Source organism: Stenotrophomonas sp. STEN147 (assembly GCF_056757995.1).
Map to the genome: position 1 here is coordinate 119,002 of NZ_JBRRCG010000006.1, position 23,410 is coordinate 142,411.

Genomic DNA, 23,410 nt, shown 5'->3' on the forward strand with positions numbered 1-23,410 from the left:
GGCTCATGCTGCGCTTGCCATTCAATAAGCACAAACGATAGATTCAGCCGCATTATCAACACTTTTACTTATCAATCATGCTCAAGCACTGGCCCTCGCTGACCGCCCTGCGCGGCTTTGAAGCCGCTGCACGCCTTGGCAGCTTCCATCGCGCTGCGCAGGAACTGCACCTGAGCCAATCCGCCATCAGCCAGCAGATCCGCGGACTGGAAACATCACTTGAGCAGCCGCTCTTCTTCCGGCAAGGTCGCAGCGTCACGCTCACCGATGCCGGCATCGATCTGCTGGAGACCACCCAGGCCTTGCTCCGCAGCTTGGCCAGTGGCGTCCGCCGGCTCGACCAGTACCGCAAGCCCAATCAACTGATCGTCAACACCAGTCCCGCATTCGCCAGGCACTGGCTGGTGCCGCGCCTGGCCGACTTCCGCCGCCAGCACCCGCAGGCCGATCTGTGGCTGTTGACCAGCGAGAACGCGCCGGACATGGGCACGCAGACGCTGGACATTGCCGTACGCAACGACCTGGAGGCACAGGCGCACTGCACGCACCGCGTGCTGCTGCACGATCGTCTCTATCCGGCATGCCACCCCAGTCTGCTGGACGTACCGGTGGCGCAACGGCCTACCCTTCATGGCGAACGCGAAATGGACTGGAGCCAATGGCAGGTCCAGGGAGGTGTCGACGTCGGCCAGCGTAGCGACGGCCTGAACTTCTCCGAGCCTGGACAACTGCTCGACGCAGCCTGCCAGGGCCTGGGCATCGCCTTGGTCAGTGAACTGCTGGCCACAGCTGCGCGCGCGCAGGGGTTGTTGCAGCCGCTGGACGATGCCCGCGTGCGCGGGCCCCGCTGGAGTTGGCTGCTGCACGACGACAGCGCGCGCGATCCGCTGGTGATCAGCTTCTGCGAGTGGCTGTTGGGCGCCCTGCCTGCCACGCCATCGCGCTGACCATCACCGAGCGGCGCGCCTCGCCAGCGCCTGGTTGATCGCAGCCTCGGCCAGCGGTGCCATCACCGCGTAGCCTTTCGTGGTGGGATGCACGCCGTCGCCGGCCAGGTCGGCATCCAGACCGCCCTGCGCGTTGGCCAACGGCGTGTGGTAATCCAGGTAGACCAGCTGTTGTTCGTCGGCATGGCGTTTCAGTGCACGGTTCAATGCGCGCACCTTCGCGGCGGGCTCGATACCAGGCATCCAGGGGTACTCGCTGACCGGCAGCACCGAGGCCAGCACCACGCTGATGCCCTGCGCTTTCGCCAGCGCCACCATCGCCTGCACGTTGTCTTCGATCATCGCCTGCGTGGCCTGGCCGGTATTGCCGGCGATATCGTTGGTGCCGGCCAGGATCACCACCACCTGGGGATGCAGCGCAAGCACATCCTGCGGGAAGCGCACCAGCATCTGCGCCGTGGTCTGGCCCCCGATGCCACGATTGAGATACCCCTTGCCGGGGAAGAAGGTGGCACTGCCCTCAGCCCCCCAGCCTTCGGTGATCGAGTCGCCGTAGAACACCACGCGTGGGTGTCCGGGCCGGGCAGCAGGCAGGGCTGCGTTGGCGTCACGATAGCGCTGCAGCTGTGGCCAATCCGCCAGACGCTGCTGCATGAAACGGACTTCGTCCGGCCGCAGCTGGTTCACTGGCCGCGTCAGCAACGGGTTGATGGCGGGTGCATCGGCCGCGCTCACGCCGCCGGTCATCGCCAATGCCAGCGCGATGGCGCCGGCCGTCAAAGGAATGCGCATGCCGATCTCCCGTAGCGTTCTGTTCCGCACTCAGCGTGCCGCAGCGCGCGCGGCCACGCCAGTCACCTTCGCCGGCATCCACATGCCCGGCGTCCAGCCACTGGCCGCCAGGATCGCCTTCGGATCGTCCTGTTCGATCAGCGCGCGCACCGCTTCGCGCTTGTCCCTGGCCTGGAGGTAGTAGGCCTTGGCGATGCGGTAGCCCACCCAGCAGCCCAGATCGTAGGGCGCGTCGGAGCCGGGCGTGTAGTTGTACAGCCAGGGCGACAGGTCGGTACTGTCCAGGTCCAGCGCGAATGCACTTTCGATGTGCACTTCCCTGCCGCGGGTCCATGCCGCGTGGCGTCCGTTGCCGACGTTGCCGGAAACCAGTTCGGTGATGAACTCGGCCACGCCTTCGGCCAGTGAAAGGCGCAGCACCGTCGCACGCGGATCGCCCTGCTCGAAATCGATCGCACCGGTCTGCTGGATGTGCACGTACTCGTGCGCGATCACGTGCACGAAGCGGTCCTGCACATTGGGGTTCATGAAGTCAGCCGCGCAAAGCGCTTCCAGCCCGATCAGCACGCCTCCCGGATGGGTCAGGCCGACCGGGCGGCCGCGCCCGACCATGATCGCGACCGGTGGAAACCTCGCCTGCGGATAGATCGCCTGCAGATTGGCGAACACCTGCACCAGCCGCTGGCGTACCGCAGGCAGTTCATCCAGGCAGGTCCGGCCGTTGGCGTACATCGCAGGGTCGCGACGCATGGCGTCGGCGATGCGCTCGGCGGTGACCCGTCGCCGGCTCGCGAACTCGCCCAGGCTGGGCGTCCCTTCGGCCAAGTACTGCGCCAGCTGCGCCACGCTGGGCTGACCATCGGTTGCGTCGTAAAGAGCATAGAAGCGGCTGGCGTCGGCAATCAGGATCTCCGGCCCGGGCGCTGCACCATGGGCCACGCCGGCCGTCCCGGCCAGCGCCAGGACAAGCAGGCCACGCAGGGAAACGAACATCGATCCGTCCTTGGTGGAGACAATGCCAGGCAGGCAATCTATCACTGCGCCCGCCTCGCCGCAGCAGGCGGGTGCGGCCGTTACGCCCCTGTGCCAGACTCACCCCGGCATCTGCCATGGATGATGGCGCACCGCACGATGATGATCGTTCCCGCGTACTGGGCCGAAGCCCGCCTGCAGGCCCGTTTCCGCGGCCGGCCGGTGGTGGTGCGTCGCTTCGGATGGTCCGACACAAGCCCTGCCGATGCCCAGGCACATGCCGAGCGCCGGGCCAACGAAGCGCTCAATGCCATCCTCGCCGGGCAGGCACTGCCGCGCCGCGAGGTCCGCAGCAACTATGGCGTGGAAGGCGTGCCGATCCGCGAGCAGATCGTGCAGCGCGATGGCGGCGTTGTGATCACCCGCAACAGCTACGGTGCGCTCTGCCTGAACACCCCGGACGTGCTGTTCGCCGACATTGACCACCCGCAACCACCGGCAGGATGTGTGATGCCCGTCGTCATCGCGGCGGCCCTGCTGCCCGCCGTCGCCCTCATCGGCACCCTGCTCTGGCACTGGCTGGTGGGGCTGGTACTGGGCGTGGCAGCCGTGGCTCTGGTGAATACCGCGATGCTGATGCAACGCAGGCGTCGCCTGGCCGCCGCCGGTGGCGCCGAGGGCGTGGCCCTGCAGCGGGTTGCGGACTTCAGCAGGCAGCATCCGGACTGGCATCTGCGCGCGTACCGGACGCCGGCCGGGCTGCGGATACTGGCCATGCATGCCACGTTCTCCCCCGGCGACGAGGCGCTGCAGGCGTTCTTGGACACACTGGGCACCGACACGCTGTACGCGCGCATGTGCCGGCTGCAGCACTGCTTCCGGGCCCGGCTGACACCGAAGCCATGGCGTGTGGGCCTGAAGTACCGCATCCGCCCGCCCGCCGCCGCGTGGTCGGCCGAGCAGGCCGACAATCCGGACCGACTGGCCTGGATTGCGGAGTATGAAAGCAAGAGTGACGGCTTCGCTGCCTGCGCCTATCTGCGCAGCTTCGGTGACACCACCCGGGTACATGCCAAGGCCGAGCATGTGCGCGACCTGCATGATCGCCTCTCGCACGCGCAGGACCGCCTGCCACTGGCGTGAGCGCGGATGGCCAGGCAGCGCTCTCCACGGACAACTTCCCTGCTGGGGCGCCTGTCCGGCCGCACCGCGATCGACCTGTCGCTATCGAGTCTGCACCGTTGATCGCAGAGCATCCGTGGATGATCAATCTGCGGTGTCCTTGCGCAGCGTCCCACAACGCAGCGCCTCCTGGGCAATGTCGTCTCGTAATCTGTTCTGCAACCAGCCGATCCTGAAACGTTCGCGGCTGGGTTCCCCCGCAGGCAGCAGCGCCATCAGTGCATCGCTCAATGCCGGACGCCACTGCTCCTGCGCGCCTGCCAGAACGTGCTGGTCGAAGTTCGTCGATGACACGCGCTTCCATGGCAGCATCATTGCGTACTGGGAAGTGGACACCAGCACGGTTTCCGGGCGGCCCGGACGGCTTACGACCACGGTCATGCTGGGATGGTCGTCAGTCCAGAGGCCGCGGAAATGCGCTGCAACGCGCTCCTGCAGACCATGCCCGGCCAGCGCCCGGCGTGCCCAGGCCTGCTGCTGGGCGAACGAGCATCTGGCCGGCGGCGTGCTGCGCAACTGTGGATCCAGCTTCAGCATGGTTGACCGGTCCATACGCGAAGCAATCAGATCCACCGTGGCATCCCGGGTCAACGGCGCTGCCTGCAGCGCAGCCTCGAACGCTGACATCGCGCCGAACGGCAGCAGCTCCGGCACCCGCGGTTGCACGTCGGGCGGGTCAACCACCTGTACACGGGTGGTCACGCCGTAGGCATCGCGCCGGATGACCCAGCGCTCAGATACGGAACCCCAGCCAGACCGGTCGTACGTGACGTGCACGCTCATCGGCCGCTCGACCGCCATGGCCACAGGAGAAACCAACAGCGGAGCGAGCGCCAACATCCATGCCTTCATGTGACTTCCCCGGCTCTGTACTACAGCAGCCGACCATGGCTCGGCTCCACAGGATGCAGGAAGGCCGCCCGAGGGCGGCCTTTCCATTCCTTACTTGGCGTTCTTCACGTAGGTGTCGAACCAGTTGAGCATCTCCGCCACCAGCTGCTCGTTCGACTCCAGCGCCGTATACCAGTGCGGCTCGTTCGGCAGCATCACCAGGCGGGTGGTGCCGCCGTTGCCACGGATCGCCTGGTACAGCTTGCGCGACTGGAACGGCTCGGTACCCGGATTGGCATCGTCCTCGCCATGCACCAGCAGCAACGGCAGCTTGATCTTGTCGGCGTAGAAGAACGGCGATGCCTTCAGGTAGACATCCTGTGCCTGCCAGACCGAACGCCGCTCGTTCTGGAACCCGAACGGAGTGAAGGTCTTGTTGTAGGAGCCGCTGGTCGCCACGCCCGCCTTGAACAGGGTGGTATGCGCGATCAGGTTCGCGGTCATCAGGCCGCCGTGGCTGTGGCCGGTCACGCCGATCCGGTTGCGATCCACCACGCCCATGTCGACGGCCTTGTCCACGGCCGCCTTGGCATCGGCTTCCAACTGCTCCAGGTAGGTGTCGTAGGCGTTCCTGGGATCACCGACAATCGGGAACGAGGCATTGTCGATGATCGCGTAGCCGGCGAGCAGCATCAGGCGGTACGGCTGCAGGCGGGTGAACGTCTGCTGCGAACCGGAAACCTGCCCGGCCTGCGCGGCATTGGCGAAGTCTGCCGGATAGGCGTAGAGGATGGCCGGCACGCGCTGGCCTTCCCGGTAGCCGGGCGGCGTGTACAGGGTGAACGACAGGTCCACGCCGTCGGCGCGCTTGTAGGTCACCAGCTGCTTCTTGATCTGCCGCACTTCAGGCGTGGGGTCGACCAGCTTCGTCAGCGCCGTCGCGGTGGAGGTGTACTGCGCCTCGCCCTGCTTGGCGTCCGCCACCGCATCGCCCTGCTGGCGCAGGAAGGCGTTCGGCGGGTCCATCACCGACTGGTGCCACGTCAGGTAGCGGCCCGGCGTATTGCTGAAGCCCAGGAACTGCTCGTAGGCATCGGCATCGCTGCGGAACAGGCGCTCACTCTTCAGTGTGGACAGGTCCAGACGGTCCAGGAACGGGCGATCCCCCTGCGGCGAAGCGCCCTGCCCGCGCAGGAACACGTACGTCCCCTCCTGCCGCACCACAGGTGCGCCATTGGGCAGGCGCTTGAACACCAGGTTGCCCGGATCGCCGTACAGCTCGTCGCTGGACATGTCCCACAACAGGCGGCCCTCCTGCCGGGGCTTGTCCACATCGACGATGCGGGTCTGCACCCAGTGCCGGTTCTCGTCATTCTCGAACTGGAACGACACGGCCGGGTCCGCCGTCCAGGCAATGCCTTCGAAGCGCTGCGCGGTACGCGCGATCTCCACCGGCTTGCCGGTGAACGGCGCCTTGAGCATGAGCACGCGGTCACGGTGCGGCACACTCACTTTCCAGTCGCCCTTGTCCAGTGCTTCGGCATACACCAGCGTCGCCGGATCGGTGGAGCGCCAGTCGAAACCGCGCGGCCCCTCCGGCACGCCGTGCACCGGCACGCGGTCGGCCAACGGCAGGCGGGCGATGGGGGTCGTGCGCCCACTGCTGACATCCAGTACCGCAACGTCGTTGGCGAAACGCTGGTAGGTAACCGCGTGCGAGAATGGTGGCTTGATCGACTCGGTCAGCACATGAACGCCGTCTGGCGCCGCACTGACATCGTTGTAGATGGCCGGCTGGCCGACCGTTCGCACGGTGCCCGCCGCGGTATCCACCACCGCCAGCTGCGAGGCCCCGTAGTAGGCGAACAACGCTTCATCATGCACGCTGGTCAGCGTGTCGCGTGCCTCGTAGGTGCTGCTCTCGCCACTGCTGCCGAGCGACTCCTGTGCATCGGGTCCGGTCGGCACGCCGCCAGTGGACGGTGCCGCCCCCTGGTTGGCCGGTACCAGCTTCACCAGCAGTGTCTGGCTGCCACCCAGCCACTGCACGGTGCTGCCGAAAATCGGGTTCAACTGGACGTTCGGTACCTGCTTGACCTGACCGGTGGCGGCATCGCCCACCCACAGCTGCACGCTGGTCTCGACCGCATTCTGGAATGCGAAGTGGCTGCCGTCGGCCGACCACAGCGCGCCACCGGCACAGCCCTGGGGCAGGTTGACCCGGGTCTGCTTGCCGCTGCCGATCTCGACCAGGGTGAAATCGGCCACGCAGGCCGGTATGCCATAGCCTCCGGGCGTGTCATGGCGGCTGCGGTTCTTCGGCTCCAGGCGCACGCCGGCCAGTTTCAGGTAGGGCTGCGCCACCCGGCTGATCGACGGATAGGTCTGCGCGGTGGTCAGCAACAGACGCTGGCCACTGGGGTCCACGTTCGGCATTGGCGGCGGCGGTGCCTTCAGCACCTTCAGCAGATGCTCCGGCGGCTTGGCATAGTCGGCCCATGCCGGGCCTGCAGACAACAGCGTGACGGCAACGACGGCAATGGCAGCCGCCAGAGAGGTACGACGGATGAGCATCCTTATCCCCTGGTAGTGTCGGGCTGCCCGCGAAGCGGGCATGCGCCGAATCTAGCACCGCCCGGCCCGCGTTCAATGGGCCGGATGGGCTAGTCACCGGATAAGGCAAAGCGCAGGCCGGGCCACTACTGCCGGGCGTGCAGGTCCCAGGTGGCCAGATAGTCCGGGTCCACGACGATCATCCCGGTGGAGCGCATGCAGTACTCGCCCGGCTGGGCTGGCAGGTACTGGTCGAGCATGGGCGGCAGGTAGCGCTCGTGGCCATCGTTCTCGTCGGCAAGCACCACGCCTTCGAACGCGCTGATGCGCAGCACCGTGCCGGCATACTGCTCCAGCCCTTGAACCTGCCCGTCACCGCCATAACGGGTCACGCCCACCAGCACTACCTTGCCGATCATTTCTTCGGCCTTGGCATCATCCAGAGGCGGCAGTGCCGCATTCAGTTGGTCGCTCATCCCTGTACCTCCGCATCTGGTGGAGACATCGTGGAGCAGGATCCGCGCGGCGTTTCGGCGAACGCCATGGGCAGGATGTTGCCCGCGCCGTCCGGAGGATCGTGTGAAGCGTGGCACGTTGCGCAGCGTGCATTCAGCATTGCCTGCGTTGCGTCGGCATGCGCGGCGTGCGCTCTGCGGCGCATGCGATGCAGCACCGCATGCCACGCTAGAATGCGTGCATGCGCACCGTGAATGCTCTTCGTTACATTACGCCCCTGCGGGAGGGCGGCTCCCTGCCGGCCGTGGTCGAGACCGACGACGACGGCATGGCCGTGCTCAAGTTCCGGGGTGCGGGCCAGGGTCCCAAGGCCCTGATCGCCGAACTGATCGCAGGTGAAATGGCCCGTACCCTGGGCCTGCCGATTCCCGAACTGCTGTTCGTCGAACTGGACAGCGAGTTCGCGCGTACCGAACCGGATCCGGAGATCCAGGAACTGATCCGCGCCAGCGAGGGCCTGAACCTGGGCCTGGATTACCTGCCCGGCGCGATCAACTACGACCTGGCGGCCATGCCGGTGGACGCCGACCTGGCCTCGCGCATCGTCTGGTTCGATGCGTTCACCAGCAATGTCGATCGCACCACGCGCAACCCGAACCTGATGGTGTGGCACCGCCAGCTGTACCTGATCGACCACGGTGCAGCGATGTATTTCCACCACGACTGGGCCAACGCCGGCGATGCCTGCGAAAGGCCGTTCGTGCTGATCCGCGACCACGTGCTGCTGTCGTTCGCCAGCCGCATCGCCGAGCTGGATGCCGAGCTGGCGGCTCGCCTGACCGATGCCGAGATCGAGCGGATCGTCGGCCTCGTGCCAGACAGCTGGCTGGTCAACGAGCCGGCGTTCGACAGCGCTCAGGCCTACCGCCAGGGCTACATCGACTATCTCAAGCATCGCCTGAAGGTGCGTGCGGTGTTCGTGCAGGAGGCCATCCGTGCCCACGCTGCACACGTATGACTATGCGGTCATCCGCGTTGTACCGCGGGTGGAGCGCGAGGAATTCATCAACGTCGGGGTGATCGTGTCCTGTCCCGGTGCGCGTCATCTGGAAGCGGCGATCGAGATCGACCCGGCACGCCTGCAGGCGTTCGCACCGGCGCTGGACCAGCAGGCGCTGCAACCGTGGCTGGATGCCATCGTGGCCATCTGCCGCGGCGATGCCACCGCCGGCCCCATCGCGCAGCTTCCGGCACGCGCACGCTTCCATTTCCTCACCGCCAAACGCAGCTCGATCGTGCAGATGTCCAGCACGCATGTGGGCCGCACGGCCAACCCGGCGGGTGTGGTCGAACATTTGATGACGAAGATGGTACGGGTGCCGCAGTAACACGGCAGCCCGCCACTACCGCGCAATCGCGGCGTCCTGCAGCGGCCAGCGACACCAGCCATGGGGATACTCGCCCACCTGCCCGGCCAGCCCCGCACTGACCGGGTGAGCGAGCACCTGCCGGGCCCGCACAGGCAACGAAACATCATTGTCGATCACCTGATCGAAATAGCCGGCCTGCCAGACCGCTCCGTTGCGGCCACGATGGCGGTTGATCAGGAAGCTGCTGCGCGCCTTGAAGCGCTGTACGCAGTATCCGGGTGGATGGCCACGCAGCTGCGCCAGCCAGCGCACATGGTCGGGCATGACAAGCCAGGCCAGCGAGGTGGTCAGCCCCTCGCGGTCCATCGCAGCCAACAGCTGCATCGCGACATCCGCATGCGCCGCGTTCTCGAACAGGCGCTGCCGATTGCAGCAGGTCAAGGTGAGCAGATGGACATTGCCCATGATGGGCTCGCGGCTGACAGGGTTCGACAGGCTGGGCATGCGCAACAGCGTGCCCGCCGGCACACCGCTGTTGCATCGGTGGACACCACGTCATCGGGTGGGAAATGGCCGCTTCCGGGAATCGGCGGACAGGCCCCGCCGCGAACGATGCTCAATGTTCGGGCAGGGCAAACGCCATCACGTAATCGCCGGGACGGGTCTCCATGAAGTGATGGCCTGCCGCGACGATCACCACGTACTGGCGTCCCCCCTGCTCGTAGATCATCGGGGTGGCCTGGCCCCCGGCAGGCAGCCTGGCATGCCACAGTTCCCGGCCCGTCTTCAGATCGATGGCGCGCAGCAGATCGTCGGTCGCGGCGGCGATGAACACCAGGCCGCTGGCAGTGATCACCGCACCACCATTGTTGGGCGTTCCGATCTCGATCGGCAGGCCGGAGCGGATGCCGAACGGGCCGTTGCCGCGCGCGCTTCCGAACGGCCGGTCCCACAGCAGCGTGCCCGTGCGCAGATCGATCGCGCGGATGCCGCCATACGGCGGCTGTTTGCACGACAGGCCGGTCAATGGCAGCCGCCATCCTGCATTGACGTCGATGGCATACGGCGTACCCATCTGCGGGTCGCCTGCCCCTTCGCCAGCGCCGCGGTCGGCGCGGATCTGCTCACGCGGCAGCCATCCCCGCCGGTCGGCCTCGGCACGCGGTACCAGCCGGTTGTAGTTGGGCATGTCGTTGTAGTTGGCCACGATCACGCCCCGACGGGTATCGATGGCCACGCTACCCCAGTCCGAGCCGCCGTTGTAACCGGGATACTCGATGGAATGGCGATCACTGGTGGGCGGCGTGTAGAAGCCCTGGTAGTGCGCTCTGCGGAACTGGATGCGGCAGACCAGCTGATCGATCGGCGTGATGCCCCACATGTCACGCTCGGTCAACGGCTGCTCGCGCCGCAGGGTGTGATAGAGCGAGAACAGCTGCGTCGGCGAGCGCTGCTCCGGTTCCACGCCGCCCTGCGGAACCCTGCGCTCTTCCGCGGGTGTCAGCAGCCGGCCGTTGCGCCGGTCGAGGATGTACAGGTCACCCTGCTTGGTCGGCAGCAGGATCGCGGGCACCTTGCCTGCCGCGGTCGGAAAATCGATCAGGCTGGCCTGCGAACCGAGGTCGTAGTCCCAGACATCCTTGCGTACGGCCTGGAAATGCCAGACCGGCTTGCCGGTGGCCACGTCGAGTGCCACCAGCGAGGTGGCATAGCGGTTCTGCTGCTCGCTGCGCGAGCCGCTCCAGTAGTCGCCGGCGGCATTGCCCAACGGCAGGTAGACCAGGCCCAGTTGTTCATCGCCGGTGGCGGTGGTCCACGTGTTCGGCGTACCCCGGGTATAGACCTGCTCGCGGGGTGGCGGACCGGTGCGCTCGGGCCGCTCCATGTCCCACGCCCAGCGCAGCTTGCCGGTGATCGCGTCATAGGCCTGGATCACGCCGGAAGGCGCGTCACGGCGCTGCCCGTCCAGCACCTGGTGGCCGGTGACGATCACGCCGCGCACGATGGCCGGCGGCGAGGTGATCGAGACATAGCCCGGCGGCACCTCGCCCATGTCGAGGGTGATGTCGATCTGGCCGTTGTTGCCGAAATTGACGCACGGCCGACCGCTGTCGGCATCCACTGCGATGATGCGTCCGTCCAGCGTGCCTTCGATGACGCGCGCCCAGCAGGCAGGCCGCGCGCCCGCCGCCGCGCCCGGTCGAACGCTGGGAGGTGGCAGGGGCAAGGCGAGATCGGCAGCCACATCCGCCAATGCCGCATCGGCGAACACCGGCACGGCGGGCTGCTCGTAGTAGGACACCCCACGGCAAGCGGCGGTGTACGGAATGGAGGCGTCCTTCACCTTTGGATCGAACTGCCACAGCGCCTTGCCGGTGCTGGCCTCGAGGGCGATCAGGCGGTTGCGTGCCGTGCACAGGTACAGCCGGTCGCCGATCTTCAACGGCGTAGTCTCGGCCCCCCAGCGCTTCTTCGGCAGGTCGCCGGTGCGGAACTGCCAGGCCAGTTGCAGGGTAGCCACGTTGGCGGGCGTGATCTGCTGCAGCGGCGAGAAGCGGGTGGCGGCGTTGCTGCGGCCCCAGGCGGGCCAGTCACCCTCGGCGGGCTGGTCGGCCGGCTGCAGGCCGGTGGTGTCGCGGGTCGGCTCCAGGCCCGCGCTGAAGGCTGCTTCCGGGAACGGCGCATGGCCATCCACGCTGCCGTGCGGACTGAACGCCAGGGCAAACGCGCCGACGAACACCAGCAGCAACACGGCGGCGATGCTGCGCGACAGCCGTTTGGACAGCGGCGCGCGCAACGTCGGCGTCAGCAGCGCCAGAACGATGCCCAGCGCGGTGACCAGCCCCAGCCGTGGCACCCAGCGCCAGTAATCGCTGCCCGATTCCCACCCCGTCCACAGCAGCGTGCCGACGAACACCAGCGCGTACAGCAGCGCACCGCTGCGACGGTTGAGCCACAGCAGAATGCCGCTGGCCAGCAGGCCACAGCCGGCGATGAGGTAATAGGCCGAGCCCCCCAGCTGGAACAGCCATGCACCCAGCCCGCCGATCACCAGGCCCAGGATGACCAGCAGCAGCGACAGGACCGTGACCAGGGGGTGGCGGCGCACGGGCGCCGGCGCGGACTGCGGCGTGGCGGACATCGTCGATCTCCGGGAGCAGCATGCTGCCCTTATCCCACCGCCGCCGTGAAGCGCGTGCGTATTCCATGCTCCCGCATACGACGACGCCGGCACGGGGCCGGCGTCGTCGGGTACCTCGTCAGCGCGACCGGATCACTCCTGCGCGGCATCCTCGCTGCCGGTGGCAGCCGGGGCGCCTTCGGCCGTGGCCGGGGCGACCGCGGCCACCTCGTCCTCGTCCTCGTCGATCGAGGCATCCATGCGCTCCACCGCCTGCAGCTTCTCGTCCTTGGACAGGCGGATCAGGGTGACGCCCTGGGTGTTGCGGCCCACGCGGCTGATTTCCGAACCGCGCGTGCGCACCAGCGTGCCGCCATCGGAGATCAGCAGCACTTCATCGCTGGAGCCCATCAGCACCGCGGCGACCAGCTTGCCGTTGCGCTCGGTGGTCTGGATGCCGATCACGCCCTGGGTACCACGCCCCTTGCGCGGATAGTCCGGCAGCGGGGTGCGCTTGCCGTAACCATTCTCGGTGGCGGTGAGGATGTACTGCAGGTTGGCGTCGTCGGCACCGTCGATCACCGCATCGCCATTGGCGACCGCTTCCTCGATACCGTTGTCGTCCTCGTTCTCGTCCTCGGCACCACCGGCACTCTCGGCCACGATCAGGCTGACCACTTCCTCGCCGGGCGGCATCCTGATGCCGCGCACGCCGGTGGCGGTACGGCCCATCGAGCGGACCTTGTCCTCGCCGAAACGCACGGTCTTGCCGTTGGAGGCGAACAGCAGGATGTCACGCTCGCCATCGGTCAGGCCGACGCCAACCAGCGCATCGCCCTCGTCGAGGTTGATCGCGATCTTGCCGCGGGCCAGACGGAAGGCGAATTCGCCCAGCGGGGTCTTCTTGACCGTGCCGTTCTTCGTGGCGAAGAACACGAACTGGCCATCGGCGTATTCGCGCACCGGCAACACGGCCTGTACGCGCTCACCCGGTTCCAGCGGAATCCAGTTGATGATCGGCCGGCCGCGTGCGTTGGAGCCGGCTTCGGGCAGCTGGTACACCGGCAGCCAGAACACCTTGCCCGAACTGGTGAACGTCAACAGGGTGTCGTGCGTGTTGACCAGCCACAGCTGTTCGATGAAATCCTCTTCCTTGGTCGCCGCCGCGCTGCGGCCACGGCCGCCACGACGCTGGGCGCGGTAGGCGCTGACCGGCTGGCGCTTGACGTAGCCGGCGTGCGACAGGGTGACCACCACGTCTTCCGGGGCGATCAGGTCGAGGATGTCCAGGTCTTCTTCGCTGTGGCGGATCTCGGTGCGACGCTCGTCGCCGAACTCGGCCTTGACGCTGACCAGCTCCTCGCGGATCACCTGCAGCAGGCGATCGGGATCTTCCAGGATGTGGATCAGACCGGCGATCACTTCCAGCAACTGCTTGTACTCGTCGGTCAGGCGATCCTGCTCCAGCCCGGTCAGGCGGTGCAGGCGCATTTCCAGGATCTGGGTGGCCTGGATCTCGGTCAGCTGGTAGCCGCCCTCGATCAGGCCCACGCCCTTGGGCAGGTCCTCCGGGCGCGAGGCCTCGGCACCGGCAGCACCCAGCATGGCCCCGACCAGGCCCGGCTCCCACAGGCGGGCGAGCATGCGTTCGCGCGCCTCGTTGGGATTGGGCGAGGTCTTGATCAGCTCGATCATCTCGTCGATGTTGGCCAGCGCGACGGTCAGGCCTTCCAGCACGTGGGCACGGGCACGCGCCTTGCGCAGCTCGAACACGGTGCGGCGGGTGACCACCTCGCGACGGTGGCGGACGAATGCCTCCAGCATCTGCTTGAGGTTCATCAACTGCGGTCGGCCATCGACCAGCGCCACCATGTTGATGCCGAACACCGATTCCATCTGCGTCTGCTGGTACAGGTTGTTCAGCACAACCTCGGCAGATTCACCGCGCTTGATCTCAATGTAGATGCGCATGCCGTCCTTGTCGGACTCATCGCGCAGCTCGCTGATGCCTTCGATCTTCTTTTCCTTGACCAGCTCGGCGATCTTCTCGATCAGACGCGCCTTGTTCACCTGGTAAGGAATTTCAGTGACGATGATCGATTCGCGGCCGTTGTCGGCCACTTCGATATCCGCCTTGGCGCGGATGCGCACGCGGCCACGGCCGGTACGGTAGCCGGCGACGATGCCGGCGGTGCCGTTGATGATGCCCGCGGTCGGGAAATCCGGGCCCGGGATGTACTCCATCAGGCCGTCGACGTCGATTTCCGGGTTGTCGATCAGCGCGATGCAGGCATTGATCGATTCGCTCAGGTTGTGCGGCGGGATGTTGGTCGCCATGCCCACCGCGATACCGGCCGAACCGTTGACCAGCAGGTTCGGGAACCGGGTCGGCATGACCGTCGGCTCCAGTTCCTTCTCGTCGTAGTTGGGCTGGAAATCGACGGTTTCCTTGTCGATGTCGGCCATCAGCTCATGCGCGAGGCGTGACATGCGCGCTTCGGTGTATCGCATCGCCGCGGCGGAGTCACCGTCGATCGAACCGAAGTTACCCTGACCGTCGACCAGCATGTAACGCAGCGAGAACGGCTGGGCCAGGCGCACCAGCGTGTCGTACACCGACTGATCGCCATGCGGATGGTACTTACCGATGACGTCACCGACGATACGCGCCGACTTGAAGTAGGGCTTGTTGCTGTGCGCGTTGAGCTCGTTCATCGCGTACAGCACGCGGCGATGCACCGGCTTGAGGCCATCGCGCGCATCCGGGAGCGCGCGGCCCACGATCACGCTCATGGCGTAATCGAGGTAGCTCTTGCGCATCTCGTCTTCCAGGTTGACCTGGATGATTTCCTTGGCGGTTTCTGCCATTCGGGTTCCGTTGTCTGGTAGCGGTCCAGTCCGGCGCGGACACCTGCGGGGGTGACCATGCCGGAACCTCGATTCAACCTGTGGATACTACCACATCGGACCATTTCCCGCCTGTGTTTACAGGGGTTTTACCGGCACAAATCAGGAACTTAGGGGCAGGACCGGGCCCATCGGGCCACGCCCGGGGCCGGCCGCGGCGGACCCGGCAGAGGCGCCCGGCTTCCGCGGTGCAGACCGCCTGTGCGTCTCAACCGCCGAAGGCGGCGCGCATGTTCTCCACGGTCGGGTTCAGGATCACGCCGCGCTCGGTCACGATGGCGTCGATCAGCTCGCCCGGGGTGACGTCGAACACCGGGTTCCAGGCGGCGATGCCTTCGGCCACCGTGCGCGTCCCGCCCACGCCGTACAGCTCGCCCGGATCGCGCTGTTCGATCTCGATCTGGCTGCCGTCGACGGTCTCCATGTCGACCGTCGAGGACGGCGCCACGACCATGAATTTCACGCCATGGTGGCGCGCGGCGATGGCCAGCTGGTAGGTGCCGATCTTGTTGGCGGTATCGCCGTTGGCGCAGATGCGGTCGGCGCCGACGATCACCCACTGCACGGCCCCGGTCTTCATCAGGTGCGAGGCGGCCGAATCGGCGATCAGGGTGGCGTCGATGCCATCCTGCTGCAGTTCCCAGACAGTCAGGCGCGCGCCCTGCAGCCACGGACGGGTCTCGCCGGCGAACACGCGGGCGATCCGGTGCTGGGCCATGCCGGCGCGGATCACGCCCAGCGCGGTGCCGAAGCCGGCGGTGGCCAGCGAGCCGGTATTGCAGTGGGTCAGCACGCCGCTGCCGGCATCGATCAGGCCGGCGCCGAGCGCCCCCATGTGGCGGTTGGCGGCCAGGTCTTCCTCGGCGATGGCCCGTGCTTCCGCTTCAAGCAGCGTCTTCCAGTCCGCACCGGCGCTGCCCAGGCAACGACGCATCCGCGCCAGTGCCCAGGCCAGGTTGACGGCAGTCGGGCGTGAGGCGTTGAGCCGCTGCAGCGCCGGCTCAAGCTGCTGCAGGGCGAGCGGGCCATCGGCCGCCTGCAACTCACGCGCCGCCAGCACAACGCCCCAGGCCGCCGCGATGCCGATGGCCGGGGCGCCACGTACGGTCAGGGCGTGGATGGCCGCGGCGACTTCATCGCTGTCCCGGCATACCACATGCTCGACCACGAACGGCAGCTTGCGCTGGTCCAGCAGTTGCAGGGCATCGCCGGTCCACAGGATCGGGCGGATGTGGTCGTAGCGGGCGTAATCGAGGTCGGTGGCAGTGTTCATGGGCCCATTGTAGGGCCACGCCCCCTCGCGCAGGCACCCGGCCGGATTCAATTCACCGAGAATTCGGCGCGGCAACCGCCGTCCACCCAGATGCCGTTGCGGCTCCAGCCCCAGGTGCTGCCCTCCACGCACTCGGTGCTGGACAACTGCTGTCGCACTGCGGCACCGACGGAGATGCTGGCGCCGCAGAACCGGCGCTTCTTCGATTTGGATTCGCAGGTCAGCCTGCGCGGCACGTCGACGAAACGGCCCTGCTCATCGGCCACCTCGAAATCGCCCTGGCAGCCACGGCTGGTCCACACCTCGTTGCGCTTGTAACCCCAGCCCTGCCCTTCCCGGCATGGCAGCACCGACAGCTGCCGCAGCAGGCGCACCGGTGCGCCGTCCAGACGCACCGGACAACTCTGCGGACGGCCATTGGATTCACAGCGGACCACGCGGCGCACCTTGCGCTTGCTGCCTGGCTCGGCCGCAGCCACTCCCTGCGCCGGGCGGGCCCGGAACTCGGCACGGCAGCCGAGCGTGACCCACACGCCGCTGCGGTCGGTGCCCCATTCGCTGCCACGGATACAGCTGTTGCTGGACAACTGACGGACCAGATCGACGCCGTTGCTGACATCGATATCGCAGTGCACCCAGGCCATGTCGCGTGACTCGCAGGTGACGACTTCGCCGTCATAGCCGGCCTGCTGCGCCGATGCCGGCAACGGCGTCAGCACTCCCCACATCGCGATGGAGTAGACCGGTGCCGCCACAACCGCAAACCACTTGACCAAAGCCTTCCCCATAGGACTGGACGAACTGCCATGCCAGTGTCTGGCATCGGGAGTGATGAGAGCATCATCGAGCTTGCTGAATCAAGCGCGCGGACGCGGCAATCCGTTCAGTCTGTCTGGTTCAGAAAGCCGCGTGTGCTCAGGCGTCGGCGAAATCAAAGGCCAGCACGTCGGCGATGCGGGGCGTGCGGTTCATCGCCATCAACAGGCGATCGATGCCGACCGCGACACCCGCACACGCGGGCATGGCAGGCAACGCCGCCAGCAGTGCCTCGTCCAGCGCCGGCTGCACCTGCCCGCGCGCATGACGGCGCTGCAGGTCGTGCTGGAAACGCGCCCGTTGTTCGTCGGCATCGTTCAGTTCGTGATAGCCATTGGCCAGCTCCACGGCCCCCAGGTACAGCTCGAACCGCTCGGCCAGCGGCGGCGTACCGGGGCGGATGCGGGCCAGTGCTGCCTGGCTCGCCGGCCAGTCGTGGACCACAGTCATGACCGCGTCATCGAAATGCGGTTGGATGCGATGGGTCATCAGCAGATCCAGCCAGTCGTCGCGGGTCAGCCCGACCGGGTCGATATGCACGTCACCCAGCGCAGCGCGCAGCCCGGCCTCATCGGTCTGGAACGGATCCACGCCCACCTGCTGCTGGAACAGCTCGCGGTAGCTCAGCACACGCAGGCTGGCGCTGCGTCCAACCAGGCCCAGCGCTAGGCGGACCAGCTCCGCGGTTTCCTGCACCAGCCGGTGATGGTCCCAGCCAACCCGGTACCACTCCAGCAGGGTGAACTCCGGGTTATGGCGCCCGCCGGCCTCGCCGTTGCGGAACACCCGCCCCAGTTCGTAGCAGTCGCCGACACCGGCAGCGAGCAGCCGCTTGAGCGGGTACTCCGGCGAGGTACGCAGCCAGCGACGGCGGCCGCCGGCGTCGACATGGCCGCTGAAGTCGGTATGGAAGCTGTCGATGTTGGGCTCGGTATTGCCCGCCACCGACAGGATCGGTGTCTCCACCTCCAGCACGTCACGCTCTGCGAAGAAGCGGCGCACCAGCGCGTTCAGCGCGGCACGCTGCTGCAGTTTGCGCCGCAGGGCGTCGCTCACAGGATGCCCTCCGGGCGCGGGTGATCCAGCGGCAGGGTCAGCAGGTCGCGGGTGTCATCGATGTAGCCGCTGGCCAGATACAGCCGACGCGCCAGTTCGTTGTGGTGGTTCACCTCCAGGCGCAGGCGGCTGACCCCGCGTCCGCGCGCACGCTGTTCGCAGATGGCCAGCGCCTGCTTGCCCCGGCCACGGCCGCGCGCCCGCGGCCCCAGATAGAGCTCGTCAAGCAGCATGAAATGCCCGCCCTGCTCCAGGCTGAAGCCCATCGCGATCACCGCATAGCCGACCACCTGACCGGCCTCGTCCAGCCACAGCAGCACTTCGCCGTTGCGCGGATCGGCCAGCAGTGCATCGACACCGCGACGCACGCGCACGTCATCGAACTCGATCCTGTCCTCGGCGTAGAACGCGCGCATCAGCGAGATCAGCAGTTCCTCGTCGGCGCGGGTGGCCAGTCGGAAGTCCAGCGGGGCAGTCTGCATCGGGAATCCCTTGCTGTTTCGGGCCGGGCGCATGTCATGCCCGGCGGGGTCATCATTCGTGGTCGGCGAGGAAGGCCAGCAGACGCGCTTCGTCCCACACCGGCACTCCCAGGGCCAGCGCCTTGTCCAGCTTGGAGCCGGCTTCGGTACCCGCCACCACGAAGTGGGTCTTCTTCGACACGCTGCCGGACACCTTGGCTCCCAGCGCCTCCAGTCGCTCCTTGGCCACATCGCGGGTGAGCTGGGCCAGGGTGCCGGTCAGGACCACGGTCTGCCCGTCGAGCGGACCGGCGACGATTTCGGTCAGCGCGGGCGCCTTGGCCAGGATCTGCTGCATCGCCTCCTCGGCAGCCAGCAGCATCACGCCATGGCTGTCCGCTTCCAGCCACTGGGCAAGGCCGCGCGCGGTGTCCTCGGGCAATCCGGCATTGACGAACTGGCCATGCTCGGCATCGAGCACGGCCTGCGCGCTGGGCAGCACCGCCACCAGCTTTTCCGCGCGCAGGCGGGTGATGCCGGGGATCTCCGATTCCACCAGCAGCTGAGCCAGGTCCAGCCCCTCACGCAGCTTCGCACTGGGCGGATGCACGTCGCTGATGCGCACCTGGCCGACCTGCAGCAGATCGTCAATGGCCTGCTGGTTGCCCTGCTGCTCGAAGAAGTGACCGAGCGAACGTGCCACTTCGCCACCGATGTCCGGCACGCGCTTGAACAGTGGCCAGGGCAGTCGTCGGATCAAGGCCAGATCACCGAACCACTGCGCCAACGCCTTGGCCGTGCTTTCGCCGACATGTTCGATGCCCAGCGCGAACAACAGCCGTTCCAGCGTGGTGGCACGACTGGTGTCGATCGCGGCGATCAGGTTGTCGGCCCAGCGCGTCGCGATCTTCTTCGTGTTCCACTCGAAGCTGGCCGGCTGCGCCAGTGCCTTCGCGCGCCAGGCCACGTCGTTGCCATCGAGCTTGAGCACGGCATTGAGCACGGTGCCGCTGCCTTCGGCCGGCAGGTGCGGCGCCAGGCTCGCGGCCAGCGCGGACGGATCTTCCGCGTCGAGCACCAGCTTCAGGTGCAGCAGCTGGTCGCGGGTGAGCCGGTACAGGTCCGCCACGCCCTTGACGATGCCGGCATCCACCAGGGTTTCGATGTACTTGTCACCCAGGCCATCGATATCCATCGCGCGACGTGAAGCAAAATGGGCGATGGCCTCCTTGCGCTGCGCCGGGCACGACAACTCACCGGAGCAGCGCCACGCGGCCGCGCCCTCTTCGCGCACGATCTCCGAGCCACAGACCGGGCAGCGCGTGGGCATCTGCCACGGCGTGGTGCCCGGCGGCCGGCGGTCGAGGATGACGCTGACCACTTCGGGAATCACGTCGCCGGCACGGCGCACGATCACGCTGTCACCCACCCGCACGTCCAGGCGCTCGATCTGGTCCGCATTGTGCAGGGTTGCGTTGGAGACGATCACGCCGGCCACGGCGACCGGCGCCAGGCGCGCGACCGGAGTGGCGGCGCCGGTGCGGCCGATCTGGATCTCGATCGCTTCCAGCGTGGTGCTCTGTTCCTGCGCCGGGAACTTGTGCGCGATGGCCCAGCGCGGTGCGCGCGAGACGAAACCCATCGCCTGCTGGCCGGCGCGGTCGTCCAGCTTGTAGACCACGCCATCGATGTCGAAGGGCAGGCCATCGCGGCGTTCGCCGATATCGCGATAGTAGGCCAGCAACCCGTCGGCACCTTCCACCACCCTGCACAGATCGCTGACCGGGAAGCCCCAGGCACCCAGCTGCGCGAGCGTGCCCGAATGGGTATCGGGCAGTTCGCCGCCCTGCACTTCTCCGGTGCCGTAGGCGAAGAAGCTGAGCTTGCGCTGCGCGCTGATCTTCGGATCGAGCTGGCGCAACGACCCGGCCGCCGCATTGCGCGGGTTGGCCAGTACCTTGCCGCCATGCAGCCGGGCGCGATCGTTGTAGGCTTCAAAGTCGGCACGGGCCATGTAGACCTCACCGCGCACTTCCAGCACGTCCGGCCAGCCCTTGCCGTGCAGACGCCGGGGGATGTCGCCGATCTCGCGCAGGTTGGCCGTCACGTCTTCGCCGGTCGTGCCATCGCCGCGGGTCGCACCCAGAACGAAATGTCCATCCTCGTAGCGCAGGCTGATCGCCAGCCCGTCCATCTTCGGCTCCGCCGAAAAGCGCGCGGCACCGCGCCGCAGGCGTTCGTCGATGCGGCGCACGAAGTCGGTCACCTCCTCATCGCTGAAGGCATTGGACAACGACAGCATCGGCACCGCGTGGCGGACTTCAGCGAAACGCCCGGAGGGACGCGCGCCGACCTGCTGGGTCGGGCTGTCCGCGCGGGCCAGTTCAGGGTGCGCACGTTCCAGTGCTTCCAGCTCGCGCACCAGCCGGTCGTAATCGACGTCGGGGATCTCCGGCGCATCCAGCTCGTGATAGGCGCGGTTGGCCTGGGCGATCTGCCGGCGGAGTTCATCGACGCGTTCGGCGGGGCTGGGGCTCATCGTGATCGGTGATTCTGGGGCGGCTGGGGATTCTACCGCGCCCGGCCGTCATGCCCTGTAACGTCCCCGCCCCGGCAGCGCCGGGCACCGCTCCACGAAAGACGGGCTTGCCGCCCTCCACCGGCAGCGCTAGCGTGCGTCGGCCGCCCTCAGGAATCCTGCCCATGACCCCGCCCGCCTCCCGTCGTCGCTTCCTGCAGCTGGCCGGTGCCGGCCTCGCCGTCGCCGGCAGTGGCCTGCCGGGCCTGGGATACGCGCAAACCGCCCCGGCTGCGGCTCCCCCGTCGCCGCGCGCCGATGGGCCGGTGCTGCTGAACTTCAATGAATGCCCGTATGGGCCTTCCGCCGCTGCGCAATCGGCCGCTCGCGACAGTATCGCGCGCTGCGGCCGCTACCGCTTCGAGCTGGCGGCGCAGGTCCGTGATGCGTTCGTCGAACACAGCGGCGTCAGTGCCGATCACCTGCGCCTCTACCCGGGCTCCAGCGAGCCCCTGAACCGCGCCGCCGCAATCTGGACCGGCCCGCAGCAGGGCCTGGTCGTGGCTGATCCGACCTTCGAGGCGATTGGCGACGTGGCCGCCGCGCGGGGCGCACACGTCAGCAAAGTGCCTCTGCGCAGCGACGGCGCGCACGACGTGCGCGCGATGGTGGCTGCCGCGCACGCGCGCCCGACCGGGCTGATGTATGTGTGCAACCCCAACAACCCCACGGGTTCGATCAGCCCGCCCGCCGAGCTCGCCTGGCTGCTGGCCAGCAAGTCCGCCGGAACACGGGTGCTGGTGGACGAAGCGTACCTGCAGTACAGCGACCAGCCGAGCCTGATCGCGCAGGTGGCGGAGCGCGATGACCTGATCGTGCTGCGGACCTTCTCCAAGCTGTATGGCATGGCCGGACTGCGCCTGGGCGTGGCAGCGGCCCATCCCGATCGCCTGCGCGAGCTGGGCAGCCTCGGCGACAACCCGTTGCCGGTGCCGGCGCTGGCCGCCGCCCTGGCCAGCCTGCACGATCCGCAGCTGGTTCCGCAGCGCCGTCTGCAGAACGCGAAGATCCGGCAGGCGACCATCGCCTGGCTGGGCAAGCGTGGCTTCAGCTGCCTGCCGTCGGAAGCGAACTGTTTCGTGGTGGACGTCCAGCGCGACGGTGCCGCCTTTGCCAGGGCGATGGCCGCACAGGGTGTGGTGATCGGTCGCAGCTGGCCGATCTGGCCGCAGCGCGTCCGTGTGACCGTTGGCACCGAGGAGGAGATGGCCGCGTTCCGCGCCGCGTTCGCCCAGGTCGCCGGGGTGCCTTCCTGACTTCATCCACGCAGGCGATGGATCTGCTGTGGTGGTGGGTGCCGACCGTGGGTCGGCATACCCGGGATGACCGCGCTTACCAGCGCGGGGTCTTGGTCAGGGGCGGCGCCTGGTGCTGGCGGTCATAGGCACGCAGCTCGTCACGGATGTGGGCGATGCGCTGGCGGCCGAGCGCGTTGCGGCTGTCGTCCAGCACCACGCCGTCCAGCAGCTCGGCCATGCGCTGCACGGTCGGCAGCATCTTCTCCCAGGCATCGAGCGCGGTCAGCGGCGCCGGCAGGGTCAGGAAGAAGGCGATGGCCGGCGTCTCCATGGCACGGATGTTGGCCATGTCGAAACTGCCCGGCTTCATGATGCTGGCCATCGAGAAGATCGGCCCCCGTTCCGGATGGCCCTCCACCAGACGGTGGAACACGTTCATGTGGCCGAACACCAGACCGGTTTTCTCGGCCGCCACGACGATGTCCTCGCCCCGCAGCTGCTCGCCGGCCCGTGCGGCCACGAACAGCGAGACGATCTTGTCGAAATCCTGGGTGGCGCGCTTGCCCAGGTCGCTGGCCGCGCCGGCTTCGGTGTCGGCCAGGCCCAGTTCGGCCTGCTGCCCCTCTTTGCCCAGTGCCGGATCGAGGCGGGTATCGGCCAACGGTACGCCGTCCTCGCCCAGGACCGGTTCGCGGCGCTCGCTGCTGGTCGGTTCGGTGCCTTCCACGCGGCGGCCCTGGGGCTTCTTCTTCGGACGGCCAAACAGGAAGATCGCGGCGATCAACAGCAGGCCGGCGGCCAGGATGCCGATGCGCAACAGTGCCGTGTCGGACATTCGATAGGTTCTCCGGCTAGTT

19 protein-coding genes are annotated in these 23,410 nt (G+C 67.4%); 5 read left to right on the top strand and 14 right to left on the bottom strand.

Annotation, left to right across the window (positions count from 1 at the left end; genetic code table 11):
• The first annotated feature begins 77 nt into the window (after positions 1-77).
• Positions 78-947 carry a LysR family transcriptional regulator gene (locus tag ACVOKU_RS08725; protein WP_481559665.1) on the top strand — a complete coding sequence of 290 codons (870 nt, stop codon included), beginning with the start codon at positions 78-80 and terminating at the stop codon, positions 945-947.
• Between the two features lie 3 nt (positions 948-950).
• Here ACVOKU_RS08725 and ACVOKU_RS08730 read toward each other — a convergent pair whose 3' ends face one another.
• Positions 951-1,739 carry an SGNH/GDSL hydrolase family protein gene (locus ACVOKU_RS08730; protein WP_481559666.1) on the bottom strand — a complete coding sequence of 263 codons (789 nt, stop codon included), beginning with the start codon at positions 1,737-1,739 and terminating at the stop codon, positions 951-953.
• 30 nt (positions 1,740-1,769) lie between these two features.
• On the bottom strand, positions 1,770-2,732 hold the full coding sequence (locus tag ACVOKU_RS08735) for a DUF2268 domain-containing putative Zn-dependent protease (RefSeq protein WP_481559667.1): 963 nt from the start codon (positions 2,730-2,732) through the stop codon (positions 1,770-1,772).
• Positions 2,733-2,870: 138 nt separating this feature from the next.
• Between ACVOKU_RS08735 and ACVOKU_RS08740 the strand changes: the two genes are divergently transcribed.
• Entirely contained in the window at positions 2,871-3,854 is a 984-nt protein-coding gene (locus ACVOKU_RS08740) for a hypothetical protein (RefSeq protein ID WP_481559668.1), read from the top strand.
• Between the two features lie 123 nt (positions 3,855-3,977).
• On the opposite strand, the gene ACVOKU_RS08745 is transcribed toward ACVOKU_RS08740, so the two are convergent.
• The 3 genes from ACVOKU_RS08745 to ACVOKU_RS08755 form a co-directional block, all read right to left on the bottom strand.
• Positions 3,978-4,733 carry a hypothetical protein gene (locus ACVOKU_RS08745; protein ID WP_481559669.1) on the bottom strand — a complete coding sequence of 252 codons (756 nt, stop codon included), beginning with the start codon at positions 4,731-4,733 and terminating at the stop codon, positions 3,978-3,980.
• Between the two features lie 102 nt (positions 4,734-4,835).
• The gene (locus ACVOKU_RS08750; RefSeq protein WP_481559670.1) at positions 4,836-7,298 is read right to left on the bottom strand and encodes a S9 family peptidase; all 2,463 of its coding nucleotides are present in this window, start codon (positions 7,296-7,298) and stop codon (positions 4,836-4,838) included.
• Between the two features lie 125 nt (positions 7,299-7,423).
• Positions 7,424-7,753: a hypothetical protein gene (locus ACVOKU_RS08755; RefSeq protein WP_053515479.1), complete on the bottom strand. Its 330-nt coding sequence runs from the start codon at positions 7,751-7,753 to the stop codon at positions 7,424-7,426.
• Positions 7,754-7,974: 221 nt separating this feature from the next.
• Between ACVOKU_RS08755 and ACVOKU_RS08760 the strand changes: the two genes are divergently transcribed.
• Both ACVOKU_RS08760 and ACVOKU_RS08765 read left to right on the top strand, forming a co-directional pair.
• Positions 7,975-8,751, top strand: coding sequence for a HipA family kinase (locus ACVOKU_RS08760; RefSeq protein WP_481559671.1), 777 nt, complete (start codon positions 7,975-7,977; stop codon positions 8,749-8,751).
• Complete coding sequence (locus tag ACVOKU_RS08765; protein WP_053515475.1) at positions 8,729-9,121, top strand: DUF3037 domain-containing protein; 393 nt, start codon at positions 8,729-8,731, stop codon at positions 9,119-9,121. The genes ACVOKU_RS08760 and ACVOKU_RS08765 overlap by 23 nt, the downstream gene beginning before the upstream one ends.
• Before the next feature lie 15 nt (positions 9,122-9,136).
• On the opposite strand, the gene ACVOKU_RS08770 is transcribed toward ACVOKU_RS08765, so the two are convergent.
• From ACVOKU_RS08770 to ligA, 8 genes are all read right to left on the bottom strand, one after another.
• Positions 9,137-9,607 carry an REP-associated tyrosine transposase gene (locus ACVOKU_RS08770; RefSeq protein WP_481559672.1) on the bottom strand — a complete coding sequence of 157 codons (471 nt, stop codon included), beginning with the start codon at positions 9,605-9,607 and terminating at the stop codon, positions 9,137-9,139.
• Positions 9,608-9,719: 112 nt separating this feature from the next.
• Positions 9,720-12,245, bottom strand: coding sequence for a membrane-bound PQQ-dependent dehydrogenase, glucose/quinate/shikimate family (locus ACVOKU_RS08775; RefSeq protein WP_481559673.1), 2,526 nt, complete (start codon positions 12,243-12,245; stop codon positions 9,720-9,722).
• A gap of 132 nt (positions 12,246-12,377) precedes the next feature.
• Positions 12,378-15,092, bottom strand: a complete 2,715-nt coding sequence (gyrA, locus tag ACVOKU_RS08780; RefSeq protein ID WP_065182897.1) for a DNA gyrase subunit A — start codon at positions 15,090-15,092, stop codon at positions 12,378-12,380.
• A gap of 247 nt (positions 15,093-15,339) precedes the next feature.
• Positions 15,340-16,404: an S-methyl-5-thioribose-1-phosphate isomerase gene (gene mtnA / locus ACVOKU_RS08785; protein ID WP_481559674.1), complete on the bottom strand. Its 1,065-nt coding sequence runs from the start codon at positions 16,402-16,404 to the stop codon at positions 15,340-15,342.
• Positions 16,405-16,451: 47 nt separating this feature from the next.
• Positions 16,452-17,180, bottom strand: coding sequence for a DUF3011 domain-containing protein (locus tag ACVOKU_RS08790; RefSeq protein ID WP_081279796.1), 729 nt, complete (start codon positions 17,178-17,180; stop codon positions 16,452-16,454).
• A gap of 139 nt (positions 17,181-17,319) precedes the next feature.
• The gene (gene epmA, locus ACVOKU_RS08795) at positions 17,320-18,276 is read right to left on the bottom strand and encodes an EF-P lysine aminoacylase EpmA (RefSeq protein WP_065176043.1); all 957 of its coding nucleotides are present in this window, start codon (positions 18,274-18,276) and stop codon (positions 17,320-17,322) included.
• Entirely contained in the window at positions 18,273-18,758 is a 486-nt protein-coding gene (locus tag ACVOKU_RS08800) for a GNAT family N-acetyltransferase (RefSeq protein ID WP_053515463.1), read from the bottom strand. The genes epmA and ACVOKU_RS08800 overlap by 4 nt, the downstream gene beginning before the upstream one ends.
• 52 nt (positions 18,759-18,810) lie before the next feature.
• On the bottom strand, positions 18,811-21,282 hold the full coding sequence (gene ligA, locus ACVOKU_RS08805) for an NAD-dependent DNA ligase LigA (protein ID WP_481559698.1): 2,472 nt from the start codon (positions 21,280-21,282) through the stop codon (positions 18,811-18,813).
• Positions 21,283-21,440: 158 nt separating this feature from the next.
• On the opposite strand from ligA, the gene ACVOKU_RS08810 reads away from it, so the two are divergent.
• On the top strand, positions 21,441-22,571 hold the full coding sequence (locus ACVOKU_RS08810) for a pyridoxal phosphate-dependent aminotransferase (protein WP_481559675.1): 1,131 nt from the start codon (positions 21,441-21,443) through the stop codon (positions 22,569-22,571).
• A 76-nt stretch (positions 22,572-22,647) separates the two neighbouring features.
• Here ACVOKU_RS08810 and zipA read toward each other — a convergent pair whose 3' ends face one another.
• Positions 22,648-23,388, bottom strand: a complete 741-nt coding sequence (gene zipA / locus ACVOKU_RS08815) for a cell division protein ZipA (protein ID WP_481559676.1) — start codon at positions 23,386-23,388, stop codon at positions 22,648-22,650.
• Positions 23,389-23,410: the final 22 nt, after the last annotated feature.